Source organism: Streptomyces sp. NPDC029122 (genome assembly GCF_055569445.1).
In genome coordinates this window covers 467,359-481,489 of sequence record NZ_JBVHWK010000002.1, presented here as the reverse complement: position 1 = coordinate 481,489, position 14,131 = coordinate 467,359, and the positions used below count along the sequence as shown (strand labels likewise).

Below are 14,131 nucleotides of genomic sequence, written 5' to 3'. Positions count from 1 at the left end.
CTCCTCAACGCTCCCGCGAGGCTGGCCGCAGACGAGGCGACACCTCCCCCCCCCCCCCCCCCCCCCCCCCCCGCGCCGATTTCACGCCCGCGCGGCCGCCAGCGAGACCAGGCGGTGCATGACCACCACCGGAACGGCCGGGTTGCGGGCGGCCTCCTCGGCACTGTGCTCGTCCAGGAGCAGGGGGATCAGGGCGTGCGGCGGCAGGGCCGGGTTCTGCCGGGCCGAGCAGCGGACCCCGGAGTCGGCGTCGGCCGCCAGCCGGACCGCCGACGCGGGTGACAGGCGGTGGTCCGCCGCGGCCCGGCTCCGTACCCGGGTGTCGGGGTCATGGCCGAACCGTTCGACGAGGCCGGCGTCCGACGCCGGATCGTCGAGGGCGAGCAGGCGCAGGCGCGGCTCGGGATCCCCGGCGAAGCGCAGGAGGTCGCGGCGGGGGAAGTTGGGGTGGCCGCGGGGCCGCCCGGGGAAGGAGAAGCTGCCCTGCCACCAGCTCCACACCTCCAGGAGCAGGTCCGCCGGGGCGTCCTCGCAGGACTCCGCGAGGAACAGGCGCACGACGCGGTCCTCGTCCCGGGCGAGGCGTTCCAAGACGTCGGGCGGCAGGTGCGGGGCGCGGGCCACGCTGCGGCGGATCCACAGGTTCGGCGACGCGGCGAGCCGGCGCATCGCACCGGGGTCGTCGTGGAGGGCCCCGATCCACCACAGCGCGTACGTCCGGTGATCGGGGGTGATGTCCGGAACGCCGGCGGCCATCGCTTCGATCTCGGCCGGGCCGCTGGGGGGCCGGGAGCCGGAGTCCGGCGCCCGTTCCACGCCGGTACGCCACCGGGCCTCCCGGTACGCGGCCTGCTCCGCGGCCAGCTCCGCCAGGACATCGCGGAGTGCCGCGCTCTCGGTGGCGGCGAGGAGCCGGGTCCACTGCCCCGGCGAGAGCCTTCCCGATTCCGCGGCCGCGACGCGGACGGTCCTCGCGGGGTGGACGGCCGCCGCGTCCAGTACCCCGGGCGGGAGGTCGTCGCGGCACAGGAAGTACGGGCGGGGCGGCTCCGCCGCGTCGAAGAGGCCGATCAGTACCTCGGCGGGGGCGGCCCGGTTGTACCCGAGACCTCCCAGCCACGCCCTGGCGGTGGACGGGGAGGGACGGAAGTCCTCGAACAGCGCGGCCCAGGCACCCTGGTCGGTATCGGTCTCGGTCATCTGCCGCATTGAACAGGCAGATGACCGGAAAGACCACGGTGAGGCGGCAGGGCCGGGGCGGGAGCAGCCGCAGACGGCCGCAGTGCCGGGGCAACGGCCTTCGGAACGCGTCCGGCTCTCCTCCGCGGTCGGAGGGGATCCGTGTCCGCGTGCACCGTTCGGCCGGTACTCCGGACCGGCCCACGGAGCGCCTGCGTGCCCCGCGCGGTGCGGGCCCCTTCTATGGATGCCTACCCCCCACCGGAACAGGCTGATCCATGACATCCACACCCCCCGGCCGCCTCTCCCGCCGGAACCTGGTCTCCGCCGCGCTCGCGCTCGGAGCCTTCACCGTCCTGCCCTCCGCCACCGCCTCCGCGGCCCAGGTCTCCCTCGGTCGCGGGGCGCTCGGGGGCCGGGACGGCTCCACGGTGCCGCAGATCACCGACTGCGCGGGCTGGGGGGCGCGGGAGCCGTCCGAGCCCGTGGTGGTCCTCGGCTCGCGCCCCGAGCGGATCATCGTGCACCACACAGCGACGGCCAACGTCACGGACTACTCGCGGGAACGGGCCCACAGGCTGGCCCGCGCCGTCCAGACGTACCACATGGACATGCAGGGCTGGATCGACACCGGCCAGCACTTCACCATCAGCCGGGGCGCCTTCACGATGGAGGGCCGCCACGGCAGCCTGGCCGCGCTGACCGCCGGGAACCGGCTGGTGCGGGCCGCCCACTGCGTGGGCCAGAACAGTGCGGCCATCGGCATCGAGAACGAGGGCACCTACACGACCCAGGAGCCCCCGGCGGCGCAGTTCTCCGCCCTGGCCGACCTGTGCGCCCACGTCTGCCGCCAGTACGACGTGCCCGCCTCCGAGATCTACGGGCACCGCGACTTCAACAGCACCGCCTGCCCCGGCGACAAGCTCTACTCGATGCTGCCGAAGCTGCGCGAGGCCGTGGGCCGCAGGCTCGGCGAGACCCAGCCCGTGCCGCTGCCGCGCTGGCCCGTGGGCCTGCCGCCGGGCTGGGCCCCGGATCCGGCGGCCCTCGCCGGTACGGAGTACCTGCCGGAGGGCCTGCTCGACCCGCTGCGGGCCCGCTGACGCCGCGGCCCGGCGGGCGGGGTGCCTACCGGGTCCGCAGCACGCAGTCCCCGCAGAGTCCGCCGCCCGGCACCCGGTAGTAGAGGCAGCAGCTGCGCCGTACGAAGGCCACGCCCAGCCCCGGCTCGTGGACGAAGGTGCCGGTGCCGGCGAGGGGACCGTCGTCGGCGAGGAGGGCCGAGGCCAGCTCCACGGCCACCCCGCCCGGCCCGGGCGGGACCCGGTCGAGCAGGACGCGCAGGGCGCCGGTCAGCCCGGAGGCGGCGTTGCCCCGCAGTACCTTCGCCGAGACCCCGTACCGCTCCCGCAGGGCGGCGTCCAGCTGGGCGAGGTTGCCGAGGACGCTCTCGCCGAGGGCCCGGGCGGGCAGGTCCACCGGGTCCGGCAGCCACAGTTCCAGCGAGCCTCCGTCGGGCAGCCGCCACCACACCCGGCCGGGGTCCAGGTCCGGCAGGCGCCCGGACAGGGCGGCGCAGCCGAGGCCCAGCGACCACAGCCGGGAGGCGATCCCGAACTGGGCGGTGGAGGCCGCGACCCGTCCCGGTCCGCTCCGGATCCTGCGGCCCACCTCGCTGACGTAGGGCCCGAGCGGCTCCCCGTACAGCTCCGCGAGCGGCCGGAAGCCCGCCGCGGGCGGCGGCCCGCCGCAGGGGACGGTGAAGAAGGGCCCGACGGCGGCCAGCCCGCGCAGTACGTCGTCCATGTCCATCCCCGGATGATCTCAGGCGGCGTCCGCCGCCCGGACCCGGGTCCGGGCCGACTCCGCCCGTCGGGCGGCGGGCCCCATCGCGTACGAGGCCGCCGGCAGCAGTCCGCCGGGCAGCAGCCAGCCGGGGATCCCAGGTGAAGAAGAGCGCGGAGCACACGTAGTAGGCGCCGTCGCCGACGGAGTTGGCGAGCCGGCCGGCGGCCAGGCGGCGCGGGGCGCCGGGCGCGGGAAGGAACCGTATCGGCACCGGCACGGTCCACCAGCGGACCGGCCCTCGCCCGCGGGCCGGTCGGCGGCGGATCAAGGGGGCCACCCGGCGGGGCCCGCCCCGTGGGTCATAGGCCGGTGAGGAACTCCAGCAGGGCCCGGTTGAAGGCCTCCGGACGTTCCACTCCCGGCAGGTGCCCGGCCCCCTCGATCACGGCGAGCCGGGCGTGCGGCGCGAGCCGGCACATCGCCTCGGCCTCGGCGACCGGGGTGTAGACGTCGTCCGCGCCGACCAGCACCAGGCAGGGGACGTCCTCGGGCAGGGCGGCGAGCACGGGCCGGTAGTCGGGCCGCTCGGCCCGTCCGCGCAGGGCCGCCGCCGCTCCCCGGGGGTCGGTGGCGCGCATCATGGCGCTGACCCGGGCGGCGGTCTCCGGCTGGCCGGTGACGTTGTAGGGCGCCAGCATCTTGTCGATGACCTCTTCGGTGTACGGACACATGCCCTCCGCGAGGAGCCGCTCGGCGAGCTCCCGGCGGGACTTCCTGCCGTCCTCGGACTCCGGGACGGGGGAGGTGTCGGAGAGCACGAGGGCCCTCACCAGACCCGGGTGGCGCAACCGGAGCTCGAGCGCGATCTGCCCGCCCATGGAAACTCCTCCGACGACCGCCCGTTCGATACCCAGGCGCCCGAGCAGCGCGGCCAGGTCGTCGGCGAGGTCCGCGAGCGTGGTCTTCTCGCCGACCGCCGGGTTGTCTCCGTATCCGCGCAGGTCAGGGGCTATGACCCGGTAGCCGGCAGCGGTCAGGGCCGCCGCCTGGGGGGCCCACATGGACCGGTTGAACGGGTGCCCGTGGACCAGCAGGACGGCCTCCGCGCCGCGGGTGCCGAAGTCGTCGCAAAACGATGCCGCGCCATTGCCAAATTGGGGGTTCATGAGAGGACTTTAAGGGGCTACATTGAGCCACTCGCGTTCACCTGACCGCTCGTTGCCTTTCACCCGCGTTTTGCGCGGGGGGCGACGTCAGGAGCGCACACTGTGCAACCACCCCACCGCCCAGAAGGACCGAAGGCTCCGTGCCCGTACCCGTACTCCTCGCCGGCCGCTCCGTGCGGCTCGAGCCCCTCGCCCCCCAGCACACCGAGGCCCTGGCCGAGGCCGGGGCCGAGGATCGTACGACTTACGCCTTCACTCCCGTACCGCACGGGTTGCAGGCGTCCCACGAGTACATCGACCGTGCCCTCTCCGATCAGGCAGCGGGTCGATCGCTCGCGTTCGCCGTCGTCAGAGCCACTGACGGCCGGGTGGTCGGTTCGACCCGGTTCCTGGATCTCGACTACTGGCAGGGTCCGCTGGTGTGGCCCGCCGTCCCCGGGGTCCCCTTCGGTGATCCGGCGACGGCGATCCCCGATGCCGCCGAGATCGGGAACACCTGGCTGTCCCCGGGCGCCCAGGGCACCGGCATCAACACCGAGGCGAAGCTGCTCATGCTGCGCCACGCCTTCGAGACCTGGGGCGTGCGGCGGATCTCGCTGCGCGCGGACGCCCGCAACGGGCGTTCCCGCGCCGCGATGGAACGTCTCGGCTTCACCTGCGAGGGGGTCCGCCGGGCCCATTCGCGGGGGCTGGACGGGGCGGTGCGCAGCACGGCCTTCTACTCGGTCCTCGACGAGGAGTGGCCCACCGTCCGCTCGGTGATCGAGCTGCGGCTCTCCAGCGCCGCTCCGCGCCGCCGCCCGCGCCGGACGCTGATCCCGGCGTAACGGTCCTGCTGCCGCGTTCCCGCCCGCCCCTCGCCCCGCTCCTCCCCCGGTGACCAGCCGGGGCAGGGCGGGGCGAGCGCGTTTCCCGCATCGAGGTCCAGCGACCGTACCCACCGGGCATGTGCATGATCCACGGATGCTTGGATGACGGGGAAGGGAACACCGGGGGCACCGTGGGTGACGGGTAATGAACTCCTCCACGGAATCCCAAGAGAAGTAAAAATGAGGAACCCAGCAGCGCTTTCGTTCATCATTCGAACGGAAGCAGACCATCCCCGCACGGGGCAGCAACAGCCGGAGAGCCACCGCAGATGTCGTACGAACCCGACGGCCACGACCAGCCGCCGTACCGGCCGGAAGGGCAGCAGCCCTCCTCCGGCCGGCAGCAAGGCCGACAGCAGGGCCCGCCGCAGTACGCGCCCCAGGGCGGCCGCCCGCAACCGCCGCACGCCCGGCCCCCGCAGGGCGCCGGACCCTACGGCGGCCCCCCGCAGGGACGGCCGCAGCCGCCCCGCGCCCCGCAGGGCCAGGACTACCGCCCCGGCGGCTACGACGAGGCCACGCAGGCGCAGCCCCGCTACGAGCGGCCGGACTACGAGCAGCAGCGGTACGACCAGCCGTACCAGCAGCGCCACGACCAGCCCCCGTACGAGCAGGCCCCGTACGGCTACGCCGAGCCGTACTACGAGGAGGAGCCCCGCCGCAAGTCCAAGGCGAAGCGCTGGATCATCGCGGGCGTAGCGGTCCTGGCCCTCGGCGGCATCGCCGCGGGCACGATGGCCTACTTCGAGATACCCCCGTTCACCGACAAGGGCAAGGAAGTCTCCTTCGGCCAGACCCCGGACGGCGACAAGAACGGCGCGGCCAAGCAGGCGCCCAACTCGAAGATGTCGATGCCCACCGGCCCGAAGACCGACTTCAAGAACACCTCGACCCTGAGCGACGGCACGCAGATCGGCGTGGCCACCATCACCGGCAAGAAGTCCGGCTTCTCGGGCAAGGTCTGGGTGTGGGCGCCCAAGGAGTACAACGACCCGAAGTTCGCCAAGAGCGGCTTCCCGGTCATGATCGCCCTGCCCGGCGGCGCCGGCTACCCGAACAACTACTGGATGGGCACCGACCTCGGTCTCCAGACGAGCATCAGCAAGTGGTACCACGAGGGCAAGGGCAAGCCCTTCATCCTCGCCATGCCGGTGCTGAACCCGGGGCCGGACGACAAGGGCGTCTACTGGGACGGCTCCGACATCCCCGGCCAGCCCAAGATGGGCACCTGGCTGACCGAGGACGTCCCGGACCTGATGCGGGAGAACTTCCGCACCATCAAGTCCCGTGACGGCTGGGCCTTCATGGGCTCCTCCACCGGCGGCTTCGCCGGTCTGAAGGCCGTGCTGAAGCACCCGGACAAGTTCAAGGCCGTGATCGCCTCCGGCCCGGACATCGTCCCGGACTCCTCCCTGTGGAAGGGCCACGACAAGGAGAAGGCCGAGAACAACCCGGAGGTCCTCGCCAAGCAGCTGATCGACAAGAAGGGCCCGGACGTCTACCTGGCCTTCCAGGTCGGTGACAACGAGAGCAACAAGAAGACGCTGCCGGACGTCCAGAAATTCGTCCAGACCTACACCAAGGGCCCGATCCACACCAGCCTGAGGGTGATCCCGGGCGGCCAGCACAACGCCAAGACCTACGTGCCGAACATGGGCCTGGGTCCGATGGAGTTCATCAGCAAGGTCATGGAAGGACCCGTGGAGTAACGACCTCCGCGCCCCGTACTGCCTCCGGCTCCGGCCCGTCGAAGACCTTCGGCGGGCCGTTGCCGTCCCACGGCGCCCACCCGGGGTCCCCGGTGGTGGCGAAGCGGACCCAGGCGCCGTGCATCTCGTCGGCCAGCGCCTGCGGGGCGCCCGCCCCGGCCAGCCAGGCCGACTCCGGCACACGGAGCGTGTCGAAGACGAACCCCAGCTCCAGGGCGTGACAGGCGCCGAGGCCCGGTACGCCGCTGGGCCAGCGGAACTCGTACAGGTGGCTCGGGGCCGGGCGCGCGGCCCCGGCGAGCCGCCGCAGCGGGTCGCGCAGCAGCCGGTCGGTGATCAGCTGCCCGGCGACGTCGGCCGGGGACACCCCGGGCAGCGCGGCGCGCAACGCCCGTACGGCGGCCCGGTCCTTGCCGCTGCGCAGCCGGCCCAGTGCCACGGCCGCCGGGCCGAGGCGGTCCAGCAGCCGCGCCCCGCCGGTCGGCGCGAGCCACAGCCGGTGCTCCTCGGCGGTCCAGCCCAGCAGGAGCGGCACCTTCGAGGCGGTGGCCGCCTCCAGGGGGTCGGCGGGGAGCGAGTCCGGATCGGTGACCAGCCCGAAGGCGGGGCCGCCCAGCACCGGGGAGGAGCGCCGCAGCACGGCCGCCTGGGCGGCGAGCAGCGCGGGCAGGCCCACCGCCCCGAAGGACCGGGCGGTGGCGGGCACTCCCAGCCGCGAGGCCATCCGCCGCACCATGGTCCGCACCCCGTCGCGCGGCAGTGCCTCGGGGGCGCCGCTCTGCAGGACGGCCCGGGCGAAGAGGCCCGCGGCCCGGGGCGCGCCGAGCAGGGCGCCGACGCTGATGGCTCCGGCGGACTCCCCGAAGACGGTGACCCGGGCGGGGTCCCCGCCGAAGGCCGTGATGTTGTCCCGCACCCATTCGAGGGCGGCGATCTGGTCGAGCAGGCCCCGGTTGGCGGGCGCGTCGGGGAAGAGCCCGTAGCCGAGCACGCCGAGCCGGAAGTTGACCGAAACGAGCACGACCCCGTCGCGGGCGAAGGCGGAGCCGTCGTAGACGGGGACGGCCGAGGAGCCGCGGGTGTGGGCGCCGCCGTGGAGGAACACCATCACCGGCAGGCCGGCACCGGGAGCCGGGTCGGGGGTCCAGACGTTGAGGTTCAGGCAGTTCGCGCCGGGGACCTTCGGATCGGGCAGCAGGGCCGCGAAGGAGGGCGGGTAGGGCACCTTGGGCGCGGTGGGCCCGAACGCCCCGGCGTCGCGTACGCCGTCCCAGCGGGCCGGGGGCCGCGGGGCGGCGAACCGGCGGGGGCCGACGGGCACGGCGGCGTAGGGGATGCCCCGGAAGACGGCGGTGCCGTCGGCCTCCCAGCGGCCCTCCACGATGCCGTCCGCGGTACCGGCCCGGGGCCGTCCGCCGCCCGCTGTGCTCATCCGTCTCTCCTCACCGGGGTGTCCTCCGGGGCACCGTCGCACAGGCGTCCACGGCGTGACAAGGCACGATCGGGTCGCGCGGAACGGATCGCGCGGGGGCCGGGAGTGTTGCTTGTGCGGCCGGGAACGGTCACTCGGGCACGCTCGTACTCCGGCTCTGTCCGTTTTCCTGCCACCCATTAGCCGAACCGGCCGTGACCACTGGGCTCCCGCCGCGTTGTACGCCATGTCACATGCCGCAGGGATGCGGCGCCCCACATCTCATGAGGAGATCTTGATGTCGCGTATCGCGAAGGCATTCGCCATCACCGCTGTGGCGGGCACCGCCGTGGCCGCCGGTGCGGGTCTGGCTGTCGCCGATGCCGGAGCGCACGGTGCGGCGGTCGGCTCCCCCGGTGTCGGGTCCGGCAACGTGGTGCAGGTTCCGGTCCACATCCCGGTCAACGTCTGCGGCAACACCGTCAACGTGATCGCCCTGCTGAACCCGGCCTTCGGCAACACCTGCGTCAACGCGTCGGGTGGTGGCAACGGCCACCACACCGAGGGCGGCAGCTACGGCGAGTGATCATCTCGCCCGCCTGACCGGCTGAAGGGCCCCCGCCGTGCGGCGGGGGCCCTTTGCGTGCGGCCCCGGCCCCCGCGGGGGCCGGGGCCGGTCACTCGTAGCGGTAGACGCCCCGGTGCCCCAGCATCTCGCGCGGGGTGACGTCCCACGGGGGCATCGGCTCGTCGAGGGAGATCACCCGGCCGCGCTGGAGGTCGCCCAGCTCCAGGGGGGCCGCCGGCAGGTAGCCGGAGCCGGGGTGCCGCTGCTGCCACCGGTCCCAGAGCAGGTCCACGAAGGCGTGGTGCAGCCAGAAGGCCGGGTCGTTGGGAGCGGTGCCGCCCGTCATGTGGCCGCCGATCCACTGGTGGACCTTGTTGTGGTTGCGCCAGCGCTCGCTCTTGGGCGCGGCCCAGCCCTCCAGCTTGTTGCGGAAGCCGCCGCCGCGGGCGGTGGAGTCCCAGGGCGAGGAGTCGTAGACCGGGTCGTCGAGGGCCCACTGGAGTTCGGCGGCGGTCGGCAGGGTGATCGGGTTGGCCGGGCGGCCGAGGTTGCGGGTGAGGAAACGGGCCTCGCTGACGCCGACGGTGATCGTCCAGTTGCCCCGCTCGTAGGCGAAGGGACCCGTCATCACCTGGCGGTCGCCCTCGCGGCCGGTGCCGCCGAGGAAGTCCTCGGACCAGAGGGAGGAGGCGGGGCTGTTGTCGCTGGTCCAGTCCCAGTACGGGATGGAGACCTGCGGGTCGACGGCCCGCAGCCGCTGCTCGAACTCCAGCAGGTAGCGCCGGTGCCAGGGGAAGAACGACGGCGACATGTGCCCGACGCGCCGCTTGCGCTCCCGGTCGGGCACGAAGTAGGTGCCGTGGGTACGGACGAACTCGTCGTAGGTGCCGTTGCGCTTGAGTTCCAGCAGCGCGGCCGTGAACCGCTTCTTCTGAGCACTGGTCAGGTTCTTCTGGTTCTGCCGGGTGTACAACGCGGGCTTCTCCTGTTCCGGTCCGTCAGCCGTGCTGCGGGGGCGTGACGGCCAGTTGGCTGGTGCCGAGCTCGTCGACGGCGGCGCGGGCGAGTTCCATCGGGGTCCCGTAGGACTCGAAGTGGTTCATCCCGCTGAGGTAGCTCCCGTCGGCACGCCGCATGACGTGCAGGGGGCGTCCGTCGATGCGCACCTGTGCCGAGGCGAGGTCGACGCTGATGTGGCGGCCCCGGTACGTCTCCTCTGCGAGCGGGGCCGGGGTGAGCGTCTGGCGGGGGCCGCGGGCGCGCAGGACGGGCGCCAGGGCCGCGGCCACGCCGCCGGCCACGGCCGCGACGAAGGCCGTACGCAGGACCGCGCGGCGGGTCGGTGGGGCGGCGGGTACTGCGTACATACGGTCTCCCTCGCTCGGCGGTCCGTGTTCGGAGGTCCAACGAGGAGCGGCCGGGGGAGGTCACCTGTCAGCCGGTGCGCACCGGGTGCCCGGGGTGCTCCGGGTGCTTGTAGAAGAGGGTGGTGGGGCGCAGCCCGCCGGCCGGGTCGGTGGCGTAGTCGGGGATGGTGCCCACCTCGGTCCAGCCTGCGGAGCGGTAGACGTGCTCGGCCCCGCTGCCGGTCTCGGTGTCGAGGAAGAGCAGGACGATCCCGGCGAGGGCGGCCTCCCGCTCGGCCTCGGCGAGGAGCGCGCGGGCGGTCCCGCGGCCCCGGGCGGCGGGATGGACCATGAGCTTGCGCAGCTCGGCGCGGTGGCGGCCGTTGGGCTTGGACTCCCGGTACCAGCTGACGGTGCCCTCCAGGCGGCCGTCGGCGCCGCGGGCGGCCCAGAGGGCGAGGGAGCCCTCGCCGACGGCGGGCAGCAGGGAGTCCCACCAGGCGGCGGCGTCCTCGTGGCCGAGGCCGGCGAGGAAGCCGAGGGAGGCTCCGTCGCCGACGGTGTCGACGAGCAGGGAGGCGAGTTCGCCGCGGTGGGCGGCGAGGGCGGTGGCGGTGAGCCGGGTGATCGTTGCCGTCATGCGGTGAGCATAGGAAGCGGTCCGCGGCGGGCCGGAGCGGGGGCGGGGGCGCCGTGGTGTGCGGCACCCCCGCCGGGGTCTCAGGGCGCCGGGAGTTCCGCGAAGTCCCCCACCAGGCCGCGGTGGTGGCCGGCGGTGCCCAGGGCGAGGGAGTCGGCCTTCGCCCGTTTGAGGTAGAGGTGGGCGGGGTGTTCCCAGGTCATGCCGACGCCGCCGTGGAGCTGGACGCACTCCTCGGCCGCGCGGACGGCGACCCCCGAGCAGTGGGCCTGGGCGACCGCGACCGTGAGCGGGGTGTCCGGGGCCCCGGTGGCCAGGGCGTCGGCGGCGGCGCGGGCCGCCGCGCGGGCCGAGGCCACGTCCAGCCACAGCCGCGCGAGGCGGTGCTTGAGGGCCTGGAAGGAGCCGACGGGGCGGTTGAACTGGTGGCGGCCCCGTACGTGCGCGACGGTCTCGGTCAGGCACCATTCGGCGAGCCCGAGTTGCTCCGATGCCAGCAGTCCGGCGCCGGACAGCAGGGCTCCGGCGATGGCCGACCGGGCGGTGGCGGGGTCCGCGAGGCGGGTGCCGGGGGCGCCGTCGAGGGTGACGGTGGCGAGCGGCCGGGTCAGGTCCAGCGGGACCAGGGCGGTCAGGGCGGCGCGGTCCGCGGGGACGGCGTACAGCCCGGTGTCGGCCAGGACCAGCAGGGTGTCGGCCGCGTCCGCGTCCGCGACGGAGGTGACGGTGCCGCTGAGCACCCCGCCGCCGCTGTCGTGGACCGGAGCCGGCAGGGGCGCTCCGGGGGCCAGGGTGAGGGGGAGGGCGGGGACGCAGATCCGGCGTCCGGCGGCGGCCTCCGCCACCAGGGCGGCGGCTTCGGCGCTGTCGCAGGCGACGGCGAGCAGGATCTCCGTCGCGAGGACGGAGCCGGTGAGGTAGGGCACCGGTGCCACCGCCCGTCCGAGCTCCTCCAGGACGACGGCGGCCTCGCGGTGGCTCGCGCCCGCTCCGCCGAGCTTCTCGGGGACGAGCAGTCCGGCGGCGCCGATGCCGGTGGCGAGGGTCCGCCACAGCGCGGGGTCGTGGGGGCGGCCGCTCTCGGCGCGGGCGAGGACGCTCGCGGGGGCGCAGCGGTCGGCGAGCAGGGAGCGTACGGCCGCCCGCAGTTCCTCCTCGGTCTCGGAGTAGAGCAGGTCGTAGGGGGCGCCGGGGGCCGGCGGGCCGGGCTGCGGCGCCGGTGCTGGCTGCGTCGTCATCGGGAGAGGTCCTTCCAGGCGATGTCCTTGTCGTCGCGCGGTTCGGCGGGCAGTCCGAGGACGCGTTCGGCGACGATGTTGAGGAGGATCTCGCTGGTGCCGCCCTCGATGCTGTTGCCCTTGGCGCGCAGGTAGCGGTAGCCGGCGTCGCGGCCGGTGAAGTCGACGGTCTCGGGGCGGCGCATGGTCCAGTCCTCGTACAGGAGGCCCTGCTCGGCGAGGAGTTCCACCTCGAGGCCGCTGATCTCCTGGTTGAGGCGGGCGAAGGTGAGCTTCATCCCGCTGCCCTCGGGGCCGGGCTGGCCGGCGGCGAGCTGCTGGCGCAGCCGTTCACCGGTGAGGCGGGCCACCTCGGCCTCCACCCACAGTTCGAGCAGTCGCTGGTGCAGGGCGTGGGTGCGCAGGGCGGGCCGTTCGCGCCAGGCGGCGGCGACGGGGGCGATCATGCCGCCCTCGCGGGGGATCCGCATGCCGCCGATGGAGACGCGTTCGTTCATCAAAGTGGTGCGGGCGACCTCCCAGCCCTGGCCGACGGCGCCGAGGCGGTGGGTGTCGGGGATGCGGACGCCGGTGAGGAAGACCTCGTTGAACTCGGCCTCTCCCGTGATCTGGCGCAGGGGGCGGACCTCGACGCCGGGGGCGTGCATGTCGCACAGGAAGTAGGTGATGCCCCGGTGCTTGGGGAGGGCGGGGTCGGTGCGCGCGAGGAGGATGGCCCAGCGGGCGGTGTGGGCGCTGGAGGTCCACACCTTCTGGCCGTCGACCACCCATTCGCCCGCCGCCTCGTCGAGGACGGCGCGGGTGCCGAGGGCGGCGAGGTCGGAGCCGGCTCCGGGCTCGCTGAAGAGCTGGCACCACACCTCCTCCCCCAGCCAGAGGGGGCGCAGGAAGCGGCGCTTCTGTTCCTCGGTGCCGTACGCGAGGATCGTGGGCGCGGCCATGCCGAGGCCGATGCCGATCCGGCGGGGGTCGTTGTCGGGGGCCCCTGCGGCATCGAGCTCGGCGTCCACGACGGCTTGGAGGGTGCGGGGCGCGCCCAGTCCGCCGAGTGCCTCGGGGTAGTGGACCCAGGCGAGTCCGGCGTCGAAGCGGGCGCGCAGGAAGTCGGCGGGCGCGGTGGTGCCGGGCGGGTGCGCGGCGAGCAGTTCCCGGGTGCGGGCGAGGAGGTCCTCGGCGTCGGCGGTCATCGGGCGGCTCCGTCCGGGGACGGCACGGACGGAGCGGACGGCACGGACGGGAGGGACGGCACGACGACCAGCCGGCCGGTGGTGGTCCCGTCGGCGAGCCGCTGGACGGCGTCGGCTGCCCCGTCGAGCGGGACGCGTTCGCTGACGAGGGGTCTGATCGCGCCCTCGGCGGCGAGGCGGGTGAGTTCGGTGTGGCAGGCGGGGATGGCGGCGGGATCCTTGGCGGCGTAGAGGCCCCAGTGCAGGCCCAGTACCGCGTAGTTCTTGACCAGGGCGTGGTTGAGGGCCGGGGCGGGGACGGTCCCGCTGGCGAAGCCGACGACGACGATGCGGCCCTCGAAGGCCACGCACTTGGCGGAGGCGGTGTAGGCGTCGCCGCCGACCGGGTCGTAGACGACGTCGGCGCCGCGTCCCCCGGTGGCCTCCTTGACGCGGGTGACGACGTCCTCGGCGGTGCGGTCGATGACGAGGTCGCAGCCGAGCTCCTCGGCGGTGCGGACCTTGGTCCCGCCGCCGACGACGCCGATGACGGTCGCTCCGGCGGCCTTGCCGAGCTGGACGGCGGCGCTGCCGACCCCGCCGGCGGCGGCGTGCACGAGCAGGGTCTCGCCGCTCCGGAGCCGGGCCCTGCGGTGGAGGCCGAACCAGCCGGTCTGGTAGCCGATGTGCAGGGCCGCCGCCTCGGCGTCGTCGAGGGTGTCGGGAGCGGGGAGCAGGGCGCGGGCCGGGGCGGTGACGTACTCCGCGAATCCGCCGTGGGGCAGGGACGGGTTGGCGATGACGCGCCGGCCGTCCTCGGTCAGGCCGCAGATCTCGACGCCCGGGGTGAAGGGCAGGGGCGGGCGGATCTGGTACTGGCCGCGGACGAGGAGCGCGTCGGGGAAGTTGACGTTCGCCGCGAGGACCCGGAGTTTCACCTCGCCGTCGCCCGGCACGGGTTCGGGGACCTCTTCGAGGCGCATGGCCTCGCGGGGTTCACCGGTCGTGTGTACTCGCCATGCCTGCATCCGGGGCCTCCAGCCGCCGTCGA

General features: G+C 74.3%; 14 protein-coding genes. 4 read left to right on the top strand and 10 right to left on the bottom strand.

What is annotated here, in order from left to right; all coding sequences use genetic code 11:
- Positions 1-81: 81 nt before the first annotated feature.
- Positions 82-1,200 (bottom strand): hypothetical protein, encoded by a 1,119-nt coding sequence (locus tag ACZ4WZ_RS04570; RefSeq protein WP_467884936.1) that lies wholly within the window; start codon positions 1,198-1,200, stop codon positions 82-84.
- A gap of 257 nt (positions 1,201-1,457) precedes the next feature.
- Between ACZ4WZ_RS04570 and ACZ4WZ_RS04565 the strand changes: the two genes are divergently transcribed.
- Positions 1,458-2,282 (top strand): peptidoglycan recognition protein family protein, encoded by an 825-nt coding sequence (locus ACZ4WZ_RS04565; protein WP_467884933.1) that lies wholly within the window; start codon positions 1,458-1,460, stop codon positions 2,280-2,282.
- 25 nt (positions 2,283-2,307) lie between these two features.
- On the opposite strand, the gene ACZ4WZ_RS04560 is transcribed toward ACZ4WZ_RS04565, so the two are convergent.
- Positions 2,308-2,991 (bottom strand): (2Fe-2S)-binding protein, encoded by a 684-nt coding sequence (locus ACZ4WZ_RS04560; RefSeq protein WP_467884930.1) that lies wholly within the window; start codon positions 2,989-2,991, stop codon positions 2,308-2,310.
- 335 nt (positions 2,992-3,326) lie between these two features.
- Positions 3,327-4,133 (bottom strand): alpha/beta fold hydrolase, encoded by an 807-nt coding sequence (locus tag ACZ4WZ_RS04555; protein WP_467884927.1) that lies wholly within the window; start codon positions 4,131-4,133, stop codon positions 3,327-3,329.
- A gap of 140 nt (positions 4,134-4,273) precedes the next feature.
- Between ACZ4WZ_RS04555 and ACZ4WZ_RS04550 the strand changes: the two genes are divergently transcribed.
- Entirely contained in the window at positions 4,274-4,960 is a 687-nt protein-coding gene (locus tag ACZ4WZ_RS04550) for a GNAT family N-acetyltransferase (RefSeq protein WP_467884924.1), read from the top strand.
- Positions 4,961-5,271: 311 nt separating this feature from the next.
- The gene (locus tag ACZ4WZ_RS04545) at positions 5,272-6,711 is read left to right on the top strand and encodes an alpha/beta hydrolase (protein ID WP_467884921.1); all 1,440 of its coding nucleotides are present in this window, start codon (positions 5,272-5,274) and stop codon (positions 6,709-6,711) included.
- On the opposite strand, the gene ACZ4WZ_RS04540 is transcribed toward ACZ4WZ_RS04545, so the two are convergent.
- A complete protein-coding gene (locus ACZ4WZ_RS04540) occupies positions 6,689-8,143 on the bottom strand; it encodes a carboxylesterase/lipase family protein (RefSeq protein WP_467884918.1) in 1,455 nt (484 codons plus the stop codon). The two genes, ACZ4WZ_RS04545 and ACZ4WZ_RS04540, sit on opposite strands and share 23 nt — an antisense overlap.
- A 277-nt stretch (positions 8,144-8,420) precedes the next feature.
- Here ACZ4WZ_RS04540 and ACZ4WZ_RS04535 point away from each other — a divergent pair, with 277 nt between their 5' ends.
- On the top strand, positions 8,421-8,708 hold the full coding sequence (locus ACZ4WZ_RS04535; RefSeq protein ID WP_467884915.1) for a chaplin: 288 nt from the start codon (positions 8,421-8,423) through the stop codon (positions 8,706-8,708).
- 91 nt (positions 8,709-8,799) lie between these two features.
- Here ACZ4WZ_RS04535 and ACZ4WZ_RS04530 read toward each other — a convergent pair whose 3' ends face one another.
- The 6 genes from ACZ4WZ_RS04530 to ACZ4WZ_RS04505 all read right to left on the bottom strand — a co-directional run bounded on the left by ACZ4WZ_RS04530 (position 8,800) and on the right by ACZ4WZ_RS04505 (position 14,108).
- Positions 8,800-9,663, bottom strand: a complete 864-nt coding sequence (locus ACZ4WZ_RS04530) for a tyrosinase family protein (RefSeq protein WP_467884913.1) — start codon at positions 9,661-9,663, stop codon at positions 8,800-8,802.
- A gap of 25 nt (positions 9,664-9,688) precedes the next feature.
- Entirely contained in the window at positions 9,689-10,057 is a 369-nt protein-coding gene (locus ACZ4WZ_RS04525) for a tyrosinase family oxidase copper chaperone (RefSeq protein ID WP_467884910.1), read from the bottom strand.
- A 67-nt stretch (positions 10,058-10,124) separates the two neighbouring features.
- On the bottom strand, positions 10,125-10,676 hold the full coding sequence (locus ACZ4WZ_RS04520) for a GNAT family N-acetyltransferase (RefSeq protein WP_467884908.1): 552 nt from the start codon (positions 10,674-10,676) through the stop codon (positions 10,125-10,127).
- A gap of 80 nt (positions 10,677-10,756) precedes the next feature.
- Positions 10,757-11,914, bottom strand: a complete 1,158-nt coding sequence (locus tag ACZ4WZ_RS04515; protein ID WP_467884905.1) for an acyl-CoA dehydrogenase family protein — start codon at positions 11,912-11,914, stop codon at positions 10,757-10,759.
- Positions 11,911-13,101, bottom strand: a complete 1,191-nt coding sequence (locus ACZ4WZ_RS04510; RefSeq protein ID WP_467884903.1) for an acyl-CoA dehydrogenase family protein — start codon at positions 13,099-13,101, stop codon at positions 11,911-11,913. Before ACZ4WZ_RS04510 ends, ACZ4WZ_RS04515 begins: the two co-directional genes overlap by 4 nt.
- On the bottom strand, positions 13,098-14,108 hold the full coding sequence (locus tag ACZ4WZ_RS04505) for an NADPH:quinone oxidoreductase family protein (protein ID WP_467884901.1): 1,011 nt from the start codon (positions 14,106-14,108) through the stop codon (positions 13,098-13,100). Before ACZ4WZ_RS04505 ends, ACZ4WZ_RS04510 begins: the two co-directional genes overlap by 4 nt.
- Between the last annotated feature and the right edge of the window lie 23 nt (positions 14,109-14,131).

What these genes read in the sequence shown, in the direction of transcription:
- ACZ4WZ_RS04570 (WP_467884936.1), bottom strand. Translation starts at nt 1,200, where the DNA reads ATGACCGAGACCGATACCGACCAGGGTGCCTGGGCCGCGCTGTTCGAG.
- ACZ4WZ_RS04565 (WP_467884933.1), top strand. Translation starts at nt 1,458, where the DNA reads ATGACATCCACACCCCCCGGCCGCCTCTCCCGCCGGAACCTGGTCTCC.
- ACZ4WZ_RS04560 (WP_467884930.1), bottom strand. Translation starts at nt 2,991, where the DNA reads ATGGACATGGACGACGTACTGCGCGGGCTGGCCGCCGTCGGGCCCTTC.
- ACZ4WZ_RS04555 (WP_467884927.1), bottom strand. Translation starts at nt 4,133, where the DNA reads ATGAACCCCCAATTTGGCAATGGCGCGGCATCGTTTTGCGACGACTTC.
- ACZ4WZ_RS04545 (WP_467884921.1), top strand. Translation starts at nt 5,272, where the DNA reads ATGTCGTACGAACCCGACGGCCACGACCAGCCGCCGTACCGGCCGGAA.
- ACZ4WZ_RS04540 (WP_467884918.1), bottom strand. Translation starts at nt 8,143, where the DNA reads ATGAGCACAGCGGGCGGCGGACGGCCCCGGGCCGGTACCGCGGACGGC.
- ACZ4WZ_RS04535 (WP_467884915.1), top strand. Translation starts at nt 8,421, where the DNA reads ATGTCGCGTATCGCGAAGGCATTCGCCATCACCGCTGTGGCGGGCACC.
- ACZ4WZ_RS04525 (WP_467884910.1), bottom strand. Translation starts at nt 10,057, where the DNA reads ATGTACGCAGTACCCGCCGCCCCACCGACCCGCCGCGCGGTCCTGCGT.
- ACZ4WZ_RS04520 (WP_467884908.1), bottom strand. Translation starts at nt 10,676, where the DNA reads ATGACGGCAACGATCACCCGGCTCACCGCCACCGCCCTCGCCGCCCAC.
- ACZ4WZ_RS04515 (WP_467884905.1), bottom strand. Translation starts at nt 11,914, where the DNA reads ATGACGACGCAGCCAGCACCGGCGCCGCAGCCCGGCCCGCCGGCCCCC.
- ACZ4WZ_RS04510 (WP_467884903.1), bottom strand. Translation starts at nt 13,101, where the DNA reads ATGACCGCCGACGCCGAGGACCTCCTCGCCCGCACCCGGGAACTGCTC.
- ACZ4WZ_RS04505 (WP_467884901.1), bottom strand. Translation starts at nt 14,108, where the DNA reads ATGCAGGCATGGCGAGTACACACGACCGGTGAACCCCGCGAGGCCATG.